Raw genomic sequence first — 17,763 nt, forward strand, 5'->3', positions numbered from 1 at the left:
GAGGGCTGAATGCCAACCAATCTTGAATCCATGCGGCCGCAATCCTGGCAGGGCATCGACGATATTGTCATCGTCGGTGGCGGCCTGGCCGGCCTTTTCTGCGCGCTGAAACTGGCGCCACGCCCCGTCACGGTGCTGGCCGCCGCCCCGATCGGGCAGGGGGCGTCCTCGGCCTGGGCGCAAGGCGGCATCGCCGCGGCCATGAGCCCCGGCGACAGTTTCGACAAGCATCTCGCCGATACGGTCTCAGCCGGTGCCGGGCTGGTTGAGGAGAAGATGGCGCGGCTGATGATTTCGGAGGGGCCGGACCGCGTGCATGATCTGCTCGCCTATGGCGTGCCCTTCGACCGCGATCTGGAAGGCCATCTTCTTCTGTCGCGTGAGGCCGCCCATTCCGAGCGTCGGATCGTCCGCGTGGCCGGTGACAGGGCGGGTGGCGCGATCATGGAGGCGCTGATCTCGGCTGTCCGCCGCACGCCGTCGATCCGCGTGATGGAAGGTTATGTGGTCGAGGAACTGATTGCCGAAGGTCGCTTCGTCTCCGGCGTCATCGCAAGGCCTGATGCCGGCCAGTCGAAGACGCGCGTCGCCTTTCCTGCGCGTGCGGTGGTGCTCTGCTCCGGTGGCGTCGGTCATCTCTATTCTGTGACCACCAACCCGGCCGAAGCGCGTGGCACGGGCGTCGGCATGGCGGCGAAGGCCGGCGCCATGATCGCCGATCCGGAATTCGTCCAGTTCCACCCGACGGCCATCGACATTGGCCAGGACCCGGCGCCGCTCGCGACCGAAGCCCTGCGCGGTGATGGCGCTGTGCTCGTAAATGCGGCCGGCCATCGTTTCATGACCGATCTGCATGCGGACGCGGAGCTTGCACCGCGTGACATCGTGGCCCGCGGCGTCTTTGCCGAGGTGGCGGCCGGTCGCGGCGCCTTCCTCGATTGCACCAAGGCGATCGGCAAGGATTTTGCCAAACGCTTTCCGACCGTCTTTGCCTCCTGCATCGCCGCCGGCATCGATCCGGTGAGCCAGCCCATTCCGGTGGTCCCGGCGGTGCATTATCACATGGGCGGCGTGCTCGTGGATGCCGATGGCCGCACCTCGCTGGATGGCCTCTGGGCAGCGGGAGAGGTGACCTCGAGCGGCGTGCATGGCGCAAACCGTCTCGCCTCCAATTCGCTTCTTGAAGCCGTCGTCTTTGCCGGTCGGATCGCCGAATCGATCAAGGGCATGCTGCCGGAATCGGCCCTTTACGAATGGGGCACGAGCGCCGGCGAAAACGATGACCTCGTCACTGTCGAAGACAGCCCCGAGCTCAAGGACCTGCGCGGTCTGATGAGCCGCCATGCGGGCGTCATCAGAGACGAGGCGGGGCTGAAGGTGCTGATCCGTGAACTGGTGGCTCTGGAGCGCAAGCGCCCGCGCGTGCGCTTCTCCAACATCACGGCGACCGCCAAGCTGATTGCCGTTGGCGCCTATCTGCGCAGGGAAAGCCGTGGCGCCCATATGCGCGCTGATCATCCGCATCCTGAGGAAGCGCAGCGTCATCGCACCTATCTGACGCTGAAAGATGCCGACCGCATTGCCGCCGAACTGGCCGGCTGAGGAGACCACGCAGATGACCACGAGCTTTCGCCCTCAGCTTTCGCCCCTGATGATTGAGGACCTCGTCCGCAACGCACTCCTCGAAGATCTCGGGCGGGCCGGGGACATCACGACCTATGCGACGATCGGGCCGGAGAAGACGGCGGTGGCCGATCTGAACAGCCGCGAACACGGCGTCGTCGCCGGACTGCCCTTGGCCGAAGCTGCCTTTCGTCTGATCGATCCGTCCTTGCGCTTCGAGGCCTTTGCTGTCGATGGCGACACGGTAGCGCCGGGGCAGGCGATCGCCCGCGTTTCCGGCAACGCCCGGTCGGTGCTGTCGGCCGAGCGCGTTGCGCTGAACTTCCTCATGCATCTCTCGGGGGTGGCCAGCTACACGGCACGCTTTGCTGCCGAGATCACCCATACCAAGGCGCGGGTGACGTGCACCCGCAAGACACTGCCGGGGCTGAGGGCTGTGGAGAAATACGCGGTGCGTCTGGGTGGCGGTTCGAACCACCGCTTCGGGCTCGACGATGCGATCCTGATCAAGGACAACCACATTGCTGTTGCCGGTGGCGTCGCCTCCGCGGTCCATGCCGCGCGCGCCTATGCCGGCCACCTCGTGAAGATCGAAGTTGAGGTTGATGGTCTGGAGCAGATGCGCGAAGCACTCGGCGCACGACCGGATGTGATCCTGCTCGACAACATGGGGCCGGATCTGCTGCGCGAGGCGGTCGCGATCAATCGCGGGCATCATGGCCTGAGCCTGGCCGACTACGCCTCGGATGTCCGGCGCGTGGTCCTCGAAGCCTCGGGGAACGTCAACCTGCAGACGATTCGTCCGATCGCCGAGACGGGTGTCGACTATATCTCGACCTCGAAGATCACCATGGCAGCCCCGACACTCGACATCGGCCTCGACATCTCGCTCCGCTGAACTCACGACAAAGTTTGCGGATTGTTTTGCGGTGCAGCACGCACTGGGATCCCGCGCGCACCGGAAAACCCATGTGTGCCAAGGCCTTGCTGATATATCAGCATTTGCTTCGCTAGTTATTACCCGTGATTCCTGGTTTTTGACCGCCAAAACCGAATCCCCTAGCCCTTTGTCATGCATACAGTTTGTATCGCATCGGGGTAATGCAGACGGAACGACGACTGTGTAAGGGGCAAGTATGACGACGACACTTTTGAAGCCGGACAGCGCACCCCTGGGCAGGGATGCCCGCCATGATGCTTCTATACCTGCATCTTTTACTAAAAATGATCTACCAATCGCTTGTGACGGACGTCACTCCGACACGACATCTGCTTGCGACGACATTTCCCCTGTGCGTTCAACGCTTGTGAAGCAAAAGTCCGTGTCCGGCTCTGAACAGGTGCAGGCGGACCCGGAAGCCGAGACCACTGCGGGCATGACCGAGGACGACACTGTCAGCGTGCTGGAAGTGCTTGCCGAAATGCAGCGTATCATCGACCGGCACCTCGAAAAGACTGCACGGCAGCAGAGCGAGAGCTGACCCGCTGCCTCTCATTTCAAAACCTGGGTTGCACCTGTGGCGGCAGGTGACGCTCAGGCTTCCTTCGCCCGAGCGTCGACGAAGCGTTCGGGTAGGGCGACCATTTGCGGCGAGCCGTGATAGGTCACCTGCGGGAACGGGATGGAAATCCCGTTCTCGTCGAAGGACTTCTTCACCTTCTTGATCATCTCGCGTGAGGTCGGCCAGAAGTCGGAGGCCGCCGTCCAGTACCACAGCGTAATGACCACCGCGCTGTCGCCCAGCTGGTCGACATGGGTGGAGATGGCCGGATCCTTCAGCACCCGTGCATCCGCCTCCGCGTGATCGCGCATGATCTTCTCGGCCAGGTCGATGTCGTCATTGTAATCGATGCCCACCTTCAGTTCGAAACGGCGTGTTGGAAGACGGCTGAAATTGGTGATCGGCACATTCCACAGCGTCGAATTGGGAGCGAGCCGGTACAGGCCATCAGGCGTCTTCAGCTCCGTGGCGAACAGTCCGATCTCGACGATGATCCCCGATATCGAGCCCGTGTCGATGTATTCGCCGACGCGAAACGGGCGCAGCACCAAAAGCATGATGCCGGCGGCAATGTTCTGCAGCGTGCCCTGCAGCGCAAGACCGATCGCGAGGCCCGCTGCACCCAGCGCTGCGATGATCGAGGCGGTCTGGACGCCGAACTGGCCAAGCACGGTGACGAAGACGAGAATGAGGGCGCCGTAGCGCACGACATTGGCAAAGAAGCGCGCCAGCGTCTCGTCGATGCCGCGCACGCGCATGAGACCGGCATGGGTCCACCGGCTGAGAAGGGCGGCAAGCCACCAGCCGATGAACAGGAGAAGAAGCGCTCCGACGATAGAGAAGGAATACTGGACGGCAAGCTGGCTTGCCTGCGCCAGTGCTGCCTGTGTCGCGAGGATCGCTTCGTTCGTATCCAATTCCATGCCGTACTGCTCCTTGGGCTATTGATGTCAAAGGCCTAGATGGGGCAGGGGGAGGCGAGGTCAACCGCTGGTCCGGCCTCCGACCTTGAGGCCCGGAGCCGGCCGCTCTTCGAGCACCTGACGACGGAAACGGAAGAGTGCCGCCGGCCGGCCACCGGTGGCGGCCTGTGTCGACCCCGTCGCTTCGACCAGTTCGGCGCCTTCGACCAGGCGTCGGAAATTCTGTTTGTGTACGTGGTGCCCGGCAATCGCCTCGACCGTGCCCTGCAGTTCGGTGAGGGTGAACTCCGGCGGCATCAGTTCGAAGATGACGGGCCGGTATTTGATCTTGCTGCGCAAACGGGCAAGCGCCGTCGCGGCGATCCGACGGTGGTCATGGCGCATCGGCCGCCCCAGGGTGACACCTGTTCGGCATCGCTCGACCCGCCCGTCCTGCACGGCTTCTTCGACCAGACCCGCCTCGTAGAGAAGCTCGTAGCGCTCAAGCACATGTTCTTCGTCGAAGGGGAAGTCATCGAGACCAAAAGCAAGTCGCAGCCGTGAGCGGCGCGAGGCGGCCGACGCCTCTTCTGCCCATGCGGTCAGCGCTGGCAGGATGACACGGTCCAAGAGAGCCGGTCGCCCCTGCCGCCAGTCCTCCCAGGGAAGATATCCGTACCAGTCACGCCACCGGGCTCCGGACAGTTCCAGCCGTGCATCGCCGTCGGTGTCGAGCCTCGTCAGCGCGAGATAGCCGACCGACACGATATGCGGCCCCTGGTCGCCGGGCATCTTGTGGCGGCCGCGATCCCCGAAGGTATAAAGTTGCTCGATGTAACCCAGTTCCAGCGCCGTTTGTGCTTCGACGGTATGCCGAAGCGACATCTCCATCGTCCGGTGCCGGTTTGGATCGAAGGGTCCGAAGGGCAGCGCATCAAGTGCGTTGCCGTCCTCTCCGACCACGAGCAGGCGTGGGGTGCGGGCGTTGATGGCGACGATCGCGGCATTGAGCCCGATCTCGATCTCCGCCGGTGCCGTCATGACTGGATGGGTTCCCGCGGGGGAAGCGGCAATACAAACGGAGTGTTGCCGTCGGCATCGGTGCCCCGCCCCAGCGCCTTCACCGCCTTCGCGAAGCGTCCGCCACGACCGAGCATCTCGTCGCCGATCTCCACCAGCCTCATGTTGGGCGTGGCAAAGGGCGAGGCTTCGCGCAAACGCTTCGCCAGCGCGTCGTCGTCATCGTCGGGAGCAACCGCAAGGCTTGCGATCATCGCCGCTGCCGGGGACCGCGACACGCCCATCCAGCAGTGAACGACAAGCGGCTGGGTCTGATCCCAGGCCTTTGCGAAACCGATGATCTCGGCGACATGTGCTTCCTGCGGCGCGATCAGATCGCCGGTCCCGGCAAAGCTGATGTCGTTCATCGCAAGCTTCAGATGCCGCTCGGCCTGGATCACCGCCGGCCGGTGAAAATCCTGATTGGCAGCGAGCAGGCTGATCATTTCGCGCGCCTTGTGACGCACGGCCATCTCGGCAATTCGGGCGAGCGGTGAAACGACGATGACGCTCATGCGCTGGCCCAGGTCGTCGACTGCCTGTCAGCCTCGATCTCCTCGAAGCGTTCGAGGAACTTTGCCTGTGCCTGATAGGCGGGCAGTGGTTCGATCAGGATCGTGTCGCGGGTGAAGCCCTTGGGCTGGCCGAACAGCTTGCGGGCTTCGGCCTCGGCGAAGCCGGCGAGCACGGTTGCCTCGAAATAGGCAGAGATCATGTCGGCTTTCTTGACCAGGTCCTTCAGCGCCGCTTTCGGATGGGCAGGCAGGCCGAAGCGCAAATGGATGGCCGCCTCCAGGCGTTTTTCCACGACCTTGTAGCCGCCACCGACGACGGCCTTGAACGGCGAGATCATGTCGCCGATGACATATTCAGGCCCGTCGTGCAGCAGCGCGACCATCAACTCGTCGGCCGTGGCCTTTGGATTTGAGCGGCGGAAGATGTCCTCGACGATCAGGCTGTGCTGGGCAACGGAAAAGGCATGATCGCCGGAGGTTTGCCCGTTCCAGCGGGCGACGCGGGCAAGCCCATGGGCGATATCGGTGATCTCGACATCAAGCGGCGAGGGGTCGAGCAGGTCGAGACGCCGACCGGAGAGCATGCGTTGCCAGGCACGGGCGGAGGGCAGAGCGGCAGCCGAACCCATGTCAGGCCTCCTCGGCCGAGCTGGGGAACGTCAGTCCCGTCCAGCCGGGAAGGGCAACCGATACCGGCACGTCACCGACAAGAATTGGCTCGCCGGCTGCCATGGCTTCGCCGGCCTTGTCGATGCGGACAATCGCAAGCCCGCGCTCGCCTGCGACGGTGCCGAGCGCGCCGATGGTCTTGCCGGCAATGGTGATCTCTGAGCCGGACGCGGGAAGCGGCGCTTCGCCAGAGACGATTACCACGCGCCGCCGTGCGGTCGAGCGATGCTGCATGCGCGACACCACTTCCTGGCCGACATAACATCCCTTGCGGAAGGAGACACCAGCCGACTTGTCGAAGAGGATGTCGTGCGGAAAGGCATCCTGAAGCGCGTAGTCCTGCCCCGATTCCGGCACGCCGTGGAGAATGCGAAGCGCATCGTAAGCGCCCCGGTCGCCAGCACCATCGATCCGGCCCGGTTGGCGGCGAACTTCGGTTCCGGCGAGCGCGAATCGATGGTCGGCGGCGCCGTCGCTGGCCTCGCCCCAGATGACCGTCGCCCCCGTTTCCGGCAGCGTCTCGATCGTCACGGCAGCGCGCAGCTTGTACATCGTCATGCGCTTGACGAAGGCTTCCAACTGATCGGCGCGGATATCGATCAGGAAACCGTCATCGCTGCGGGAGATCAGGAAATCATAGAAGATCTTGCCCTGTGGCGTCAGAAGCGCGCCTGGACGCCACTCATGGGCCGCAAGTGTCCCGAGATCGGTGGTGATGAGATTCTGCAGAAAGTGCTCGGCATCCGCCCCCGTTATTCGGACAAAGGCGCGATCGGGCAGGAAGGCTGAGGGCATGGGGTCCACCGGGCTGTTTCGATGCCGACTGAGTTAGGCGCTGCCAGTCTAGACGACAAGCAGTTCCGATCACAGCCCACAGTTTGGCCGACAATCTGGATCGTGGTCAGTCGCCGACGGAGAGGAACTTCCAGCGGCCGTCGGGTGTGATGCCGACGCGGAAGAAGTTGTAATTGCCGTATTCCTGCATCTCCGCGACGTCACCGGCCGTCACGATGCGCAGCAGTTCGACCTTCTCCTGCGGCGTCAGCAGGCCAAGCGATTTTCCGACGAAATAGGGCCACACATAGGCCTCGTCCGCCGTGCCCTTGTCGAGCTGCACGAAGCCGGTGGAGAAAATATCGAGCAGGATGGCCAGGATCTCGACGCCGTCGCTATCGCCGGAGATCGCCTTCAGCGCCTCGATCGGGTCCTGGTCCGGCGCTTGAAGCGGCACCGCAGTCTGGTCCGGACCAGGGTTCATCAGCGGCTTCAGCTTCGAGATGTCGCCGGTCTTTGCGGCCTCAATGATGAGTTCGCGCATGCGCCGTACGGGTTCCGGCGCCTTCTCGATGTCATAGATGACTTCGGCCGGCGGACCGGCGGGCTCGACGCGCTCGGCATCTTCGACCTGTTCCGGCTCAGGTGAACGGATCAGCGGATCCGGATCGGGGATCACCGGGATCGAATCCTCGATGACATCAAGTTCCTCGTTCGACGGCGGCTCTGACGATTCGGCGGCAGGCGGCGTGATATCCTTGATGTCGGAGAGGGCGAAGGCAGGCAGAGCCGTCACCGTGGAGGCAAGCATGAGCGTCAGCGCGCTCGTCAAGCGGAGGAGCCTGACCCGCGACGAGATCATCATTGTGTCCCTCGATTGCTGTCTTACTGAAGCTGGCGTTCGGGCGAGAATTCGCCGGCGAGCAGCCGGGCCTTGAGCGCGTCGAGAACAGCCTCGGCGCCATGTTCGCCATGAATGCGGATGGTCTCGCGCATCGCCAGCGCAAAGGACGCCTCGGCGATGATCTCGGGCTCGATTCCGTCGGCCATGCCGTCTGCCCAGGCCTCGTTCTGGTATTCCAGCGCAGCCTGCATCTTCTCGTGAACGATCATCTCGTCGATTTCGTTGCGGCGCGGTTCCATGGGCATTCCTCGAAGCACTTACTCAGTCCTTAACGACCCTATCAGCCTTTTGCCAAAACGACACGGGGGCAGACCAAAAGAGGTGAATTAATCGTTAATTTCCGAAACGTGCGGTAATTTCTGTGGCAAGTGTTGCGCCTTCGATACGGTAATTCTGCTCTGCACGAACTGCGGCCGGCGTGCAAGAGGTATAGACGGAGGCGAAAGAACGGTAGCCTCGGTTGTAGGCAGCCGTCATCCGTGCCCGGCGCTTCGGCTCGGCGCGCGTTTCGGCGTCCAGCAGGCCCTGCAACGACTGACGCCATTCCGGTTCCCCATCCGCCTTGCAGAGATTGCGCAGGTAGTGAACGGCTCCGATGATCTCCGAAAGCCGCGCGAGACGGTCATCGTAGGGCGTCGGCTTCTCGGTGTCGGCCGCGGGCGGAACGATAGCCTCAGTGCTGCCCTGCGCAGCCACCGGGCCGGCGATTGCCAGAAGAACCGCTGTGAGGAGGAGGGACTTCGTGATCTTGCTCATGCTGCACCCTCGCGCGGGGTCGCTGACGACAGGCGCAGGATGCAGTCGCGCACGCTCTCGGGGATGGGAAGCTCAAGCACTTCCTCCGGAAGAAACCAGCCTGCCTCTAGCGCGTCGCTTCTAGCTTCCGCTTCGCCCGTCGCATCGGCTTCCACCTGGAACACAGAAAGCAGGAAATGGCTGCCCGCGACGCCGGCCTCCGGCAGAAGCTCGACCGTCTCGAATAGACGCGGATTACGCCCGACGATCCCGGTTTCCTCGAACAGCTCCCTGAGTGCCGTTTCCTCCGGCATTTCGCCCGGCTCGGCGCGCCCCCCGGGAAAGGCAAAGAGATCCGCCGCCGGCGGATTGCCGCGCCGGACAAGGAGATAACGCCCGGCCCGCTCGACGATGGCGGAAGAGGCGAGGCGAGGCATGCTCATGAACTGGAAACTCCGGTCGAAAGATCGCACCGCGGCGACGAAGCAGTATGCCACGATTATCGCGGGCTTTGCCGCCCCCTGCAAGCATCGCGTCACGCCTTGACCCTGGCGGGTGGGACTGCCATCTACGTCACATGTGCGGACGTTTTGCCCTGACTGCGAGCCCGGAAGAAGTGGCGGAGATCCTCGGCGTGATGGAGCTCGAGGGCTTCCCGCCGCGCTACAATATCGCGCCGACGCAGCCGATCCTCGTGGCGGTGGCGTCCCCGCCTGCGGAGCCCGGTTCGAACCGGCCGGATCGCATGGCTGTGCTGGTGCGCTGGGGCCTCATCCCGTCCTGGGTCAAGGACCCCAAGGAATTCACATTGCTGATCAATGCCCGTTCCGAAACGGCAAACGAGAAGGCATCCTTTCGCGCGGCGATGCGGCACCGGCGTATTCTTGTTCCAGCCTCCGGCTTCTACGAATGGCACCGGCCGCCAAAGGAGAGCGGCGAAAAGCTGCAGGCCTACTGGATCCGCCCGAGGAGCGGCGGGATCGTCTGTTTCGGCGGGCTGATGGAAACCTATATGTCGAAGGACGGCTCCGAGCTCGATACTGGCTGTATCCTGACGGTCGGGGCAAACAGGGCCATCGGCGAGATCCATGATCGCATGCCTGTGGTGATCCAGCCGCAGGATTTCAGCCGCTGGCTCGATTGCCGCCATGGTGAGCCGCGCGATGTGGCAGATCTTCTGCAGCCCGCAGCGGAGGACTATTTCGAGGCGATCCCGGTGTCCGACCTCGTCAACAAGGTCGCCAATGTGGGTCCGGAACTCCAGACCCCAGTTGCGCTCCAGCCGAAAAAACAAAAGCCCATCGCGGACAAGTCCGGCGACGGGCAGATGAGCCTGTTCTAGGCAATTTCCGGGACGGCAAGCGAGCTTCCCATGCACAGAATTGCGGTCTTCCTGAAAGACTTCAGGCGATCTTCGGTGCCACCTTGGGCTTCAGCATGAGAGCTGCAGCGAGAACGGCCTTGAGGCCGACTGGGCGGTACTTCGCGGCGAGATTCTCGTTTGCCGGCTTCTGCTGCTCGGCTTGATTCTCAGTCGTCATCATCATGTTCCTTGGAGTGTTTCCTGACCGGTGTTTTTTGTTTGCGGCTCTCTCTGCGGAGATCATGACAAAAGCGTGGCCGTTGCTGTGACACAAATCAAATTTGAAGAAAAAGAGTAGATATGGAGAGCCCCGCGCAAGCTTTTCGGCTTGGCGGGGCTCAAAAATACTTCAAGCTTGAACGAAAATGCCGGTCAGACGCCCCGATCGATCTCCGAAAGCCCCTTTTCCGCTGATTCTTCGCCAATGGTCAGCGTGCCGTAGCGACGGTGCCAGTTTCGGGCGCCGAACGGCAGCGAGCAGAGATAGAGAAGCACGCTGACAACCAGCACTTCCCAGGTGAAGCTCATCAGAAGCGCCACATAGAGCACGACGCCGAGAATCATCGGCAGAACCAAATCGCGGCGGATGTGGCTCGTCTCCGACTTGCCCGACCAGACCGGCAGGCGGCTGACGAGGAGATAGCCGATGACGACGGTATAGGCAGTGCTGGCATAGGCGAAGATGCCGACCGGTGCCACGCCGAGAAAGCCGAGATAGACCGGGAGCAGCACGAGGGCTGCACCCGCAGGTGCCGGCACGCCGACAAAGAACTCCGACTGCCAGGGTGCCTTGGTCTCGCGCTCATCCATCACGTTGAAGCGCGCGAGCCGAAGCCCGGCAGCGATGGCGTATATCAGAGCGGCGATCCAGCCGAGCGAACGGGCTTGGTCGAGAACGAAGACATAGAGAACGAGAGCAGGCGCCACGCCGAAATTGATGATGTCGGCGAGCGAATCCATCTGCGCGCCGAATTTCGACGTCGCCTTCATCATCCGCGCGACGCGGCCGTCGATGCCGTCGAGAAAGGCGGCGGCCAGCACCATGGCAACCGCCAATTCATAGCGGTTTTCGAAGGCCAGCCGGATCCCGGTCAAGCCCGCGCAGATCGCGAGCACAGTGATCAGATTGGGAATGATCAGCCGGAGAGGAATTTCGCGGAGCCTCGGGCCGCGCGCACCCGTATCAGTCTGGGTGCTGCTGCGTAATTCGGTCGAGGGGGTCTGATCGTCCATCAATATCTCCTCAGCTGCGACGGCTGATGACCGGGCCCTTGGTCGAGCCGAACTCGGCAATCACGGTCTCGCCAGCAATCGCGGTCTGGCCAAGCGAAACACGCGGCTCGGCACCCGCCGGCAGGAAGACATCGAGTCGCGAGCCGAAGCGGATCAGGCCGAAGCGTTCACCGGCATCCAGCGGCTCGTTCATGTTCGTCCAGCAGATGATCCGGCGGGCAACGAGGCCGGCGATCTGAACGACGCCGATTGCACCATGCTTGGTGTCGATGACGAGGCCGTTGCGCTCGTTGTCGGTGCTTGCCTTGTCCAGTTCGGCATTCAGGAACTGGCCTTCCTTATAGGCGATCGTCGTCACCCGGCCGCGCATCGGTGCCCGGTTCACATGGCAGTTGAAGACATTCATGAACACCGTGATGCGCAGCATCGGCTCGGTGCCGAGATTGAGTTCCTGCGGCGGAACGACCATCTGTACCGAGGAAACGCGGCCGTCGGCCGGGCTGATGACCAGATCGTCGTCCTGCGGTGTGACGCGCTCGGGATCGCGGAAGAAGTAGGCGCACCAGAGGGTGAGGATCAGGCCGATCCAGAAAAGCGGATCCCAGATCCAGCCGAGCACCAGCGATGCAACGAAGAAGGCGGCAACGAAAGGATAGCCTTCCTTGTGCACGGGCACGATCGTCTTGCGGATGGTTTCGAACAGATCCATGGGGTCCTCGGTCTTTGAATTGTGTCGCCCGTGACTACTCTGAAAGCCGCAGATGGGCAATGCCGCCGGTCAAATCAAGGCGCGCTAAAGCACATGTGACAATCCACACCTGGCCCAAAAAAAAGCTCAATTGCTCATGAGCCTGGCGAGACTTTGTAAATAACTGCACCCTAAAAAAGGGGTGTTGGATTTAAGCAGGATCCGGAATGCGGTGCCGTTTTCGGAGCCGTCCGGGCAAGGGATGACCGTTGCAGCTCGCCAGGCAAATTGAACCGGATTCGGACACGGTAACGCTCGCCACGATATCCTGGCATTCCTCTCGCGGACTGCCGCCGCCAGCTTTGATCGCGTCGCTGTCGCCGTCTGGCATCGCGGCTCCGGAGGCACTGCGTGCCTCGTCGCTTTGCTTCCTTGATTGCGCTGACAAGAGCTTGATCGCCCAGGTTGTTCGGCTCCGTGAGATCTGCGGCGATCGCCTTTACCTGGTCGCGGTAACCGGATCGGCGACATCAGAGTTTCAGGCGGAACTCTTCGACGCGGGGGTGGACGACCTTCTCATGGAGGAGGGCACCCCACAGCTGCTGCGCTGCCTCTTGCGCGCCAAGCGTCACCTCACCCTGCTGCAGACGCATGAAAAGACGCTCGCCGCGCTGCAGGACAAGCTCGATGCCTGGCAGGACGGCTTGGACCATCTGCCGACGCCGATATACCTGAAAGACGTCGGCGGCCGGTATCTTGGCTGCAACACGGCGTTCAGCCATTTCGTCGGCACGGAACGCGACCGCGTCATTGGTTACACACTCGCCGATTTTCTCCCGCCGGATGTTGCCGAAGCACATCGGGAATCGGATCTCGAAGTGATGCGCAGGGGCGGCGCCATCAGGCTCGAGACAGATGTCTGCGTTCCCGACACGGGCGTACGTCACATCATGCTGCACAAGGCCTGTGTCGCCTCTCCCGAAGGCGGCCTGCGCGGCATTGCAGGTGTGCTGATCGACATTACAGAACGCAAGGAACTCGAGGCACGCCTGACCGCAGCTGCCGAACGCGATCCGCTGACCAATGCCTACAACCGCCGCAAGTTCTTCCAGGTAGCGGGTTCCGCAATCGAGACGGCGAATGAAGGTGAGCGGAGCTTCGCCGTGGCCGTCATCGACATCGACCACTTCAAGTCGATCAACGACGAGCTGGGGCATGGCGAGGGAGACGTAACCCTCTGTTCGATTGTCGACACCCTGCGGGCCCATGAGGAGGAGGGGGTTCTGATTGCACGTGCCGGAGGGGAAGAGTTCTTTGCCTTCTTCACTGGCGACAATGCGTCTCAGGCCGCTGCCATCCTCGAGCGGATGCGGGCCGATATCGCTCGCTACTGCGCGGTAGTGACCGGCATAGGCACGGTCGGCACCATCAGCATCGGCCTTGCCGATTTCGATCCGCTGCAGGAGACGATCGACCACGCGCTGCGGCGTGCCGATCTCGCACTGTACCGGGCCAAGCGCGACGGGCGCAATCGGCTATGCCGGGCGGACTGATCGTCCTCTGTCGCTGACCAGCCGCGTCAGACGGCTGGCGGGCGCCGGACAACGACGCCGAGTTCGTCGCTTTCGCGCACCTGCCGAAGCATTTCCTCTGCCTGCGTCGCCTCCCGCTGACGGTTCCACATCGAGGCATAAAGGCCGTCCTGGGCCAGAAGCTCGCTATGGCTTCCACGTTCGGCAATTTCGCCGCCCTTCAGAACGATGATCTCGTCGGCGGCAACGACGGTCGAGAGACGGTGAGCGATGACAAGCGTCGTGCGGTTCTTCGAAACGATGTCGAGGGCAGACTGGATCTCGTGCTCTGTGGTCGTATCGAGCGCCGAGGTTGCCTCGTCGAGGATCAGGATCGGCGGCGCCTTGAGAACCGTGCGGGCAATCGCCACACGCTGCTTTTCGCCGCCTGACAGTTTAAGCCCGCGTTCACCGACCTTGGTGTCGAAGCCATCGGGGAGGTCCTTGATGAAGTTCGAGATCTGCGCGATTTCTGCCGCCTGGACGATGTCATCTTCCGCAGCGCCCGGTCGGCCATAGCGGATGTTGTAGGCGATGGTATCGTTGAACAGTACGGTATCCTGCGGCACCATGCCGATGGCCGCGCGCAGCGATTTCTGCGTGATGTCCCTCACGTCCTGTCCATCTATGGTGATGGAGCCCTGCTGCACATCGTAGAAGCGATAGAGCAGGCGGGAAATGGTGGACTTGCCGGCACCCGACGGCCCGACCACGGCCACCGTCTTGCCGGCCGGGACCTCGAAGGAGACGCCTTTGAGGATCGGTCGCTCAGGGTCATAGTGGAAATGCACGTCCTTGAAGGCGATGGCGCCCTGCGCAATGACGAGCGGCTTGGCGGCGGGGCTGTCCACCACTTCGGCTTCGACTTGGAGGAGATCGAACATCTGTTCGATGTCGGTCAGACCCTGGCGGATTTCGCGGTAGACGAAGCCGATGAAGTTGAGCGGGATCGACAGCTGCATCAGCATGGCGTTGACGAAGACGAAGTCGCCGATCGTCTGTTCGCCGCGCTGCACGGCAAGCGCCGACATCACCATGATGATCGCGGTGCCCACGCCAAAGATCAGGCCCTGGCCGAAGTTCAGCCAGCCGAGCGAGGTCCAGACCTGGGTCGCGGACTTCTCGTACTTCGCCATCGAGGCATCGAAGCGCTTGGCCTCCATCTCCTCGTTGCCGAAATATTTTACCGTCTCGAAGTTGAGAAGGGAGTCGATCGCCTTGGTGTTGGCATCCGTGTCGCTGTCGTTCATCGCGCGGCGAATGCCGATGCGCCAGTCGGAGGCGCGGATGGTGAACCAGATATAGGCCCAGACGGTGAAGGCGGTGACGCCGAGATAGGAGAAGCCGTAGGTCCACCAGAAGATTGCGGCCGTCAGGATGAACTCGATCAACGTCGGGATCGAATTGAGAATGGTGAAGCGGACGATCGTCTCGATGCCCTTCGTGCCGCGCTCGATGATGCGCGAAAGCCCGCCCGTCTTGCGCTCCAGGTGGAAGCGCAGCGACAGCTGATGCATATGCACGAAAGTCTTGTAGGCGAGCTGGCGCACCGCATGCTGTCCGACGCTGGCAAACAGCGCGTCGCGAAGCTGGTTGAGGCCGACCTGCAGGATACGGGTAAGATTGTAGAAGATGACGAGCGCGACTGCCCCGAGAAGGAAAGTCGGGAGCAGGCCTGCCATGTCCAGCCGCCCGTCGAGAGCATCGGTCGCCCATTTGAAGAAATAGGGGACGAGGATCAGCACGAATTTCGAGATGATCAGGAAGACGGTTGCCCACACGACCCGCATCTTGAGGTCGAAGCGGTCCGCCGGCCACATATAGGGCCAGAGGTTGACGAGGGTCTGCATAGGGTTGCCGTCGTCGGCCGATACCGTCTTCTTCTTCGCCTCTGCCATCCCTGACCCTCTCGCTTGTATCAAGATCAAAAAGCGGCGACCCCTCGGAGGAGTCGCCGCTATCACTCAATTAGGTTCCAGTTCGCGCGAATACAATAACGGAACTGTGAAAGCTCAGTTCACCGCCTCGCCGCGCAGACGTTTGCGATGAATTTCTTCCGCATTGGGAAGCGCATCGCGCGGCACCATGAAGATCTGGCCGGGCTCGATCAGGTCCGGATTGTTGATCTGGTTCTCGTTGGCGAGATAGATGGTGGTGTAGCGGACACCCTGACCGTAGACCCGTCGCGAAATCTGCCAGAGCGTGTCGCCGCGGCGGATGATGACGCTGCTGTCGCTCTGTTCGAGCGGCGCCTGCTGGATGGTTTTCGGCTCGCCGGAGGCCGCCGCCGTTTCCGGGGCAGGCGAGCTTGACGCAACACCGGCCTCCGGCTGTGCGGCCGGTGCTTGTGCAGCAGGAGCAGGTGCCGGATCGTTGAGGAGATCACGGATCAGCGCGACGAGCTGCGGCAGGGCGGCGCCCAATGCGTCCACATTGCCGTTTGGAATCGGCTGCAAGAGCGCGAGCGCCTCCCGTGCCTTGGCGGCGTGGCTGCTAAAGGCGGCTGCAAGTTCAGGACCAACATTCGGAGACGGACGGAAGCCGATGATCGACTGCAATCCGATTTCCGTTGCAGACCGCGCCGCTGCCGCCTGCTCCAGCGCCGGCTTCTGACCGTTGGCGAACAGGTTTTCCAGGATCGTCACAGCCTTGGTCAACGAGATCCTGAGACGCTCGAATTCCGCCTGTTCGGGGCTTGTCGGCGAAGACTCCGCGCCCGCTCCCGTCTGGGCAACGACGGAGACCTGCTCGCCGGCGGGACGCTCGAACGGCACCGAGGCGCGTACGACAACCTTGCCGGCGGTATCCAGCAATTCAACCTCGATGATGTGGTTGCCGACGTCGAGTTTCATTTCGCCTTCAATGACGAAATTACCATTCCCATCACTCACAGCCTCACCGATGGCGGCCTTGTTTGCAAAGCCGCGAACCGTGGCTCCGGCGCGTGCCTTTCCGGCGACGAAAATACGATCGCCTTCGATCTCCACAGCTGTGACTTGGACCTCGGTTGCGCCGGGAAGGGCGGCGGGTTCTTCGGCCACCGGTTCCGATGCGGATGCTGCAGCCGTGTCGGTCATGCCGGGCATGGCAGGTGCCGAGCCGGCAAGCTCGGTCGCCGCAGCAGGAAGGTCGGGCAGGGTGACGCCACCAGCCTGTGTGGCAGGTGCTGCAGCCGGCGTGGCGGTATCAGTTGCTGCTGCCGGCTGGCTTGCCAATGCCGCAGCATTTTCGGAACCGGGAAGCGTGATCAACCGGCTCGCCTCGCCAGGCTTAGACACCATGGCCAGGAGCTCGCCCTTGCCACCTTCGGGTACGGAAATCGTCGCAACCTCTTCCGAGGTGACGACCTTGCCGTCGGGAGCGGTGGCGCGGATCTGCAGCGCGTGGTCGCCGGGCGGCAGCGGCTGATCAAGCACGGCGGCGAAATCGCCGGTGCCGTCGACCGTCTGCGAGGAAATGACCTGGTCGCCATTGAGGATCTCGACGGTGGCGCCGGGCACGGCATTGCCAGCAATGACCGTGGAGCCATCTGGCTCTACGCGAAGGACGTCGAAGCGCGGTGCGACGGCCGCCAGCGTCTCGGCGACCGGAGCGGGGGTGGTGATCGGCTTGCCGAGCAGCGCATCCTTGATCGAGGCGACGAGGCCGGCGGCCTTTGCCGGATCAGCCGGCAGCTGCTGAAGCATCTCCAGAGCCCGCGCAGCATCCGCCTGTACCGTCTTGATCCCATCCATGATCGTCGCATCGAGGCCTTCTGGGATCTCGATCGAAGAGAGAGCCTGCAGGGCACCCTGAGCCAGTGTCTTGGCGGCGGTATAGGCTTCGATGCCCGGCGTGCGGCCATCGGCAAACAGCGCCGAGATGCCATCGACGGCCTTTTCTGCCTCGGCCTTCAGGCGATCCATCTTCTGGCTCGCGGTCGCAGCGGCATCGGCGACTGCAGTCTCGGCGGTGGCCTTGGCCTCATCCGCTGCCGCTTTCACGGCATCAGCGGCAGCGTTCACGGTCGGCAGATCTCCCACCGGTGAGTTGAGCCGTGGCATGATGACGAAGACCATCAGCAGGCTGACGATGGCAAGGACGATCAGGACCACCCAGAGGGCACGGTTCTTCATTTCTCAAGTCTCCCGGCGGAACAGCCGCCATTCCCTTGGAATTGCTAGCGTCAACCTGATGAATCGACAAGCGGCGATGGATCAATCCACCCGGCTGGACAAGGGTTTTC

19 protein-coding genes are annotated in these 17,763 nt (G+C 62.7%); 5 read left to right on the plus strand and 14 right to left on the minus strand.

The genetic code is table 11. The annotated features are described in order from the left end of the window. Positions 1–9: 9 nt before the first annotated feature. From IP85_RS14865 to IP85_RS22225, 3 genes are all read left to right on the plus strand, one after another. The gene (locus tag IP85_RS14865; protein WP_054150466.1) at positions 10–1,602 is read left to right on the plus strand and encodes an L-aspartate oxidase; all 1,593 of its coding nucleotides are present in this window, start codon (positions 10–12) and stop codon (positions 1,600–1,602) included. A 13-nt stretch (positions 1,603–1,615) separates the two neighbouring features. Further along, positions 1,616–2,521, plus strand: coding sequence for a carboxylating nicotinate-nucleotide diphosphorylase (gene nadC / locus IP85_RS14870; RefSeq protein ID WP_054150705.1), 906 nt, complete (start codon positions 1,616–1,618; stop codon positions 2,519–2,521). A 424-nt stretch (positions 2,522–2,945) separates the two neighbouring features. Further along, complete coding sequence (locus IP85_RS22225; protein ID WP_156322921.1) at positions 2,946–3,104, plus strand: hypothetical protein; 159 nt, start codon at positions 2,946–2,948, stop codon at positions 3,102–3,104. Between the two features lie 53 nt (positions 3,105–3,157). Here the strand turns inward: IP85_RS22225 and IP85_RS14875 are convergent, their stop codons facing one another. The 9 genes from IP85_RS14875 to IP85_RS14915 all read right to left on the minus strand — a co-directional run bounded on the left by IP85_RS14875 (position 3,158) and on the right by IP85_RS14915 (position 9,126). After that, positions 3,158–4,048 carry a mechanosensitive ion channel domain-containing protein gene (locus IP85_RS14875; RefSeq protein ID WP_054150467.1) on the minus strand — a complete coding sequence of 297 codons (891 nt, stop codon included), beginning with the start codon at positions 4,046–4,048 and terminating at the stop codon, positions 3,158–3,160. A gap of 60 nt (positions 4,049–4,108) precedes the next feature. Next, positions 4,109–5,068 carry an NAD regulator gene (locus IP85_RS14880; RefSeq protein WP_054150468.1) on the minus strand — a complete coding sequence of 320 codons (960 nt, stop codon included), beginning with the start codon at positions 5,066–5,068 and terminating at the stop codon, positions 4,109–4,111. Further along, a complete protein-coding gene (locus IP85_RS14885; RefSeq protein ID WP_054150469.1) occupies positions 5,065–5,601 on the minus strand; it encodes a tyrosine phosphatase family protein in 537 nt (178 codons plus the stop codon). The genes IP85_RS14880 and IP85_RS14885 overlap by 4 nt, the downstream gene beginning before the upstream one ends. Beyond that, on the minus strand, positions 5,598–6,230 hold the full coding sequence (locus tag IP85_RS14890; RefSeq protein WP_054150470.1) for an HD family hydrolase: 633 nt from the start codon (positions 6,228–6,230) through the stop codon (positions 5,598–5,600). Before IP85_RS14890 ends, IP85_RS14885 begins: the two co-directional genes overlap by 4 nt. A gap of 1 nt (position 6,231) precedes the next feature. Then, the gene (locus tag IP85_RS14895) at positions 6,232–7,065 is read right to left on the minus strand and encodes a folate-binding protein YgfZ (RefSeq protein WP_054150471.1); all 834 of its coding nucleotides are present in this window, start codon (positions 7,063–7,065) and stop codon (positions 6,232–6,234) included. 106 nt (positions 7,066–7,171) lie between these two features. Next, positions 7,172–7,909: a hypothetical protein gene (locus tag IP85_RS14900; protein ID WP_054150472.1), complete on the minus strand. Its 738-nt coding sequence runs from the start codon at positions 7,907–7,909 to the stop codon at positions 7,172–7,174. A 20-nt stretch (positions 7,910–7,929) separates the two neighbouring features. Next, positions 7,930–8,187, minus strand: a complete 258-nt coding sequence (locus IP85_RS14905) for a hypothetical protein (protein WP_054150473.1) — start codon at positions 8,185–8,187, stop codon at positions 7,930–7,932. A 94-nt stretch (positions 8,188–8,281) separates the two neighbouring features. Further along, positions 8,282–8,704, minus strand: coding sequence for a TIGR02301 family protein (locus tag IP85_RS14910; RefSeq protein WP_054150474.1), 423 nt, complete (start codon positions 8,702–8,704; stop codon positions 8,282–8,284). Beyond that, entirely contained in the window at positions 8,701–9,126 is a 426-nt protein-coding gene (locus IP85_RS14915) for an NUDIX hydrolase (protein ID WP_054150475.1), read from the minus strand. The genes IP85_RS14910 and IP85_RS14915 overlap by 4 nt, the downstream gene beginning before the upstream one ends. A gap of 134 nt (positions 9,127–9,260) precedes the next feature. On the opposite strand from IP85_RS14915, the gene IP85_RS14920 reads away from it, so the two are divergent. Next, on the plus strand, positions 9,261–10,025 hold the full coding sequence (locus IP85_RS14920; RefSeq protein ID WP_054150476.1) for an SOS response-associated peptidase: 765 nt from the start codon (positions 9,261–9,263) through the stop codon (positions 10,023–10,025). A 61-nt stretch (positions 10,026–10,086) separates the two neighbouring features. On the opposite strand, the gene IP85_RS22430 is transcribed toward IP85_RS14920, so the two are convergent. From IP85_RS22430 to IP85_RS14930, 3 genes are all read right to left on the minus strand, one after another. Next, a complete protein-coding gene (locus tag IP85_RS22430) occupies positions 10,087–10,224 on the minus strand; it encodes a hypothetical protein (protein ID WP_171901533.1) in 138 nt (45 codons plus the stop codon). Positions 10,225–10,418: 194 nt separating this feature from the next. Then, positions 10,419–11,279, minus strand: a complete 861-nt coding sequence (gene pssA / locus IP85_RS14925) for a CDP-diacylglycerol--serine O-phosphatidyltransferase (protein ID WP_054150477.1) — start codon at positions 11,277–11,279, stop codon at positions 10,419–10,421. A gap of 10 nt (positions 11,280–11,289) precedes the next feature. Continuing rightward, positions 11,290–12,042, minus strand: a complete 753-nt coding sequence (locus IP85_RS14930; protein ID WP_280949607.1) for a phosphatidylserine decarboxylase — start codon at positions 12,040–12,042, stop codon at positions 11,290–11,292. Positions 12,043–12,236: 194 nt separating this feature from the next. On the opposite strand from IP85_RS14930, the gene IP85_RS14935 reads away from it, so the two are divergent. After that, positions 12,237–13,520 (plus strand): GGDEF domain-containing protein, encoded by a 1,284-nt coding sequence (locus tag IP85_RS14935; protein WP_054150479.1) that lies wholly within the window; start codon positions 12,237–12,239, stop codon positions 13,518–13,520. Positions 13,521–13,546: 26 nt separating this feature from the next. On the opposite strand, the gene IP85_RS14940 is transcribed toward IP85_RS14935, so the two are convergent. Together IP85_RS14940 and IP85_RS14945 are read right to left on the minus strand one after the other, a co-directional pair. Continuing rightward, positions 13,547–15,436 carry an ABC transporter ATP-binding protein/permease gene (locus IP85_RS14940; RefSeq protein WP_054150480.1) on the minus strand — a complete coding sequence of 630 codons (1,890 nt, stop codon included), beginning with the start codon at positions 15,434–15,436 and terminating at the stop codon, positions 13,547–13,549. Positions 15,437–15,550: 114 nt separating this feature from the next. Next, entirely contained in the window at positions 15,551–17,653 is a 2,103-nt protein-coding gene (locus IP85_RS14945; RefSeq protein ID WP_054150481.1) for an Ig-like domain-containing protein, read from the minus strand. Positions 17,654–17,763: the final 110 nt, after the last annotated feature.

Origin of the sequence: Rhizobium sp. AAP116, assembly GCF_001295785.1 — a bacterium.
GTDB lineage: Bacteria > Pseudomonadota > Alphaproteobacteria > Rhizobiales > Rhizobiaceae > Allorhizobium.

Coding starts and splice junctions, on each gene's coding strand:
- IP85_RS14865 (WP_054150466.1), top strand. CDS start 10: ATGCCAACCAATCTTGAATCCATGCGGCCGCAATCCTGGCAGGGCATC.
- nadC (WP_054150705.1), top strand. CDS start 1,616: ATGACCACGAGCTTTCGCCCTCAGCTTTCGCCCCTGATGATTGAGGAC.
- IP85_RS14875 (WP_054150467.1), bottom strand. CDS start 4,048: ATGGAATTGGATACGAACGAAGCGATCCTCGCGACACAGGCAGCACTG.
- IP85_RS14880 (WP_054150468.1), bottom strand. CDS start 5,068: ATGACGGCACCGGCGGAGATCGAGATCGGGCTCAATGCCGCGATCGTC.
- IP85_RS14885 (WP_054150469.1), bottom strand. CDS start 5,601: ATGAGCGTCATCGTCGTTTCACCGCTCGCCCGAATTGCCGAGATGGCC.
- IP85_RS14890 (WP_054150470.1), bottom strand. CDS start 6,230: ATGGGTTCGGCTGCCGCTCTGCCCTCCGCCCGTGCCTGGCAACGCATG.
- IP85_RS14895 (WP_054150471.1), bottom strand. CDS start 7,065: ATGCCCTCAGCCTTCCTGCCCGATCGCGCCTTTGTCCGAATAACGGGG.
- IP85_RS14900 (WP_054150472.1), bottom strand. CDS start 7,909: ATGATGATCTCGTCGCGGGTCAGGCTCCTCCGCTTGACGAGCGCGCTG.
- IP85_RS14905 (WP_054150473.1), bottom strand. CDS start 8,187: ATGGAACCGCGCCGCAACGAAATCGACGAGATGATCGTTCACGAGAAG.
- IP85_RS14910 (WP_054150474.1), bottom strand. CDS start 8,704: ATGAGCAAGATCACGAAGTCCCTCCTCCTCACAGCGGTTCTTCTGGCA.
- IP85_RS14915 (WP_054150475.1), bottom strand. CDS start 9,126: ATGAGCATGCCTCGCCTCGCCTCTTCCGCCATCGTCGAGCGGGCCGGG.
- IP85_RS14920 (WP_054150476.1), top strand. CDS start 9,261: ATGTGCGGACGTTTTGCCCTGACTGCGAGCCCGGAAGAAGTGGCGGAG.
- IP85_RS22430 (WP_171901533.1), bottom strand. CDS start 10,224: ATGACGACTGAGAATCAAGCCGAGCAGCAGAAGCCGGCAAACGAGAAT.
- pssA (WP_054150477.1), bottom strand. CDS start 11,279: ATGGACGATCAGACCCCCTCGACCGAATTACGCAGCAGCACCCAGACT.
- IP85_RS14940 (WP_054150480.1), bottom strand. CDS start 15,436: ATGGCAGAGGCGAAGAAGAAGACGGTATCGGCCGACGACGGCAACCCT.
- IP85_RS14945 (WP_054150481.1), bottom strand. CDS start 17,653: ATGAAGAACCGTGCCCTCTGGGTGGTCCTGATCGTCCTTGCCATCGTC.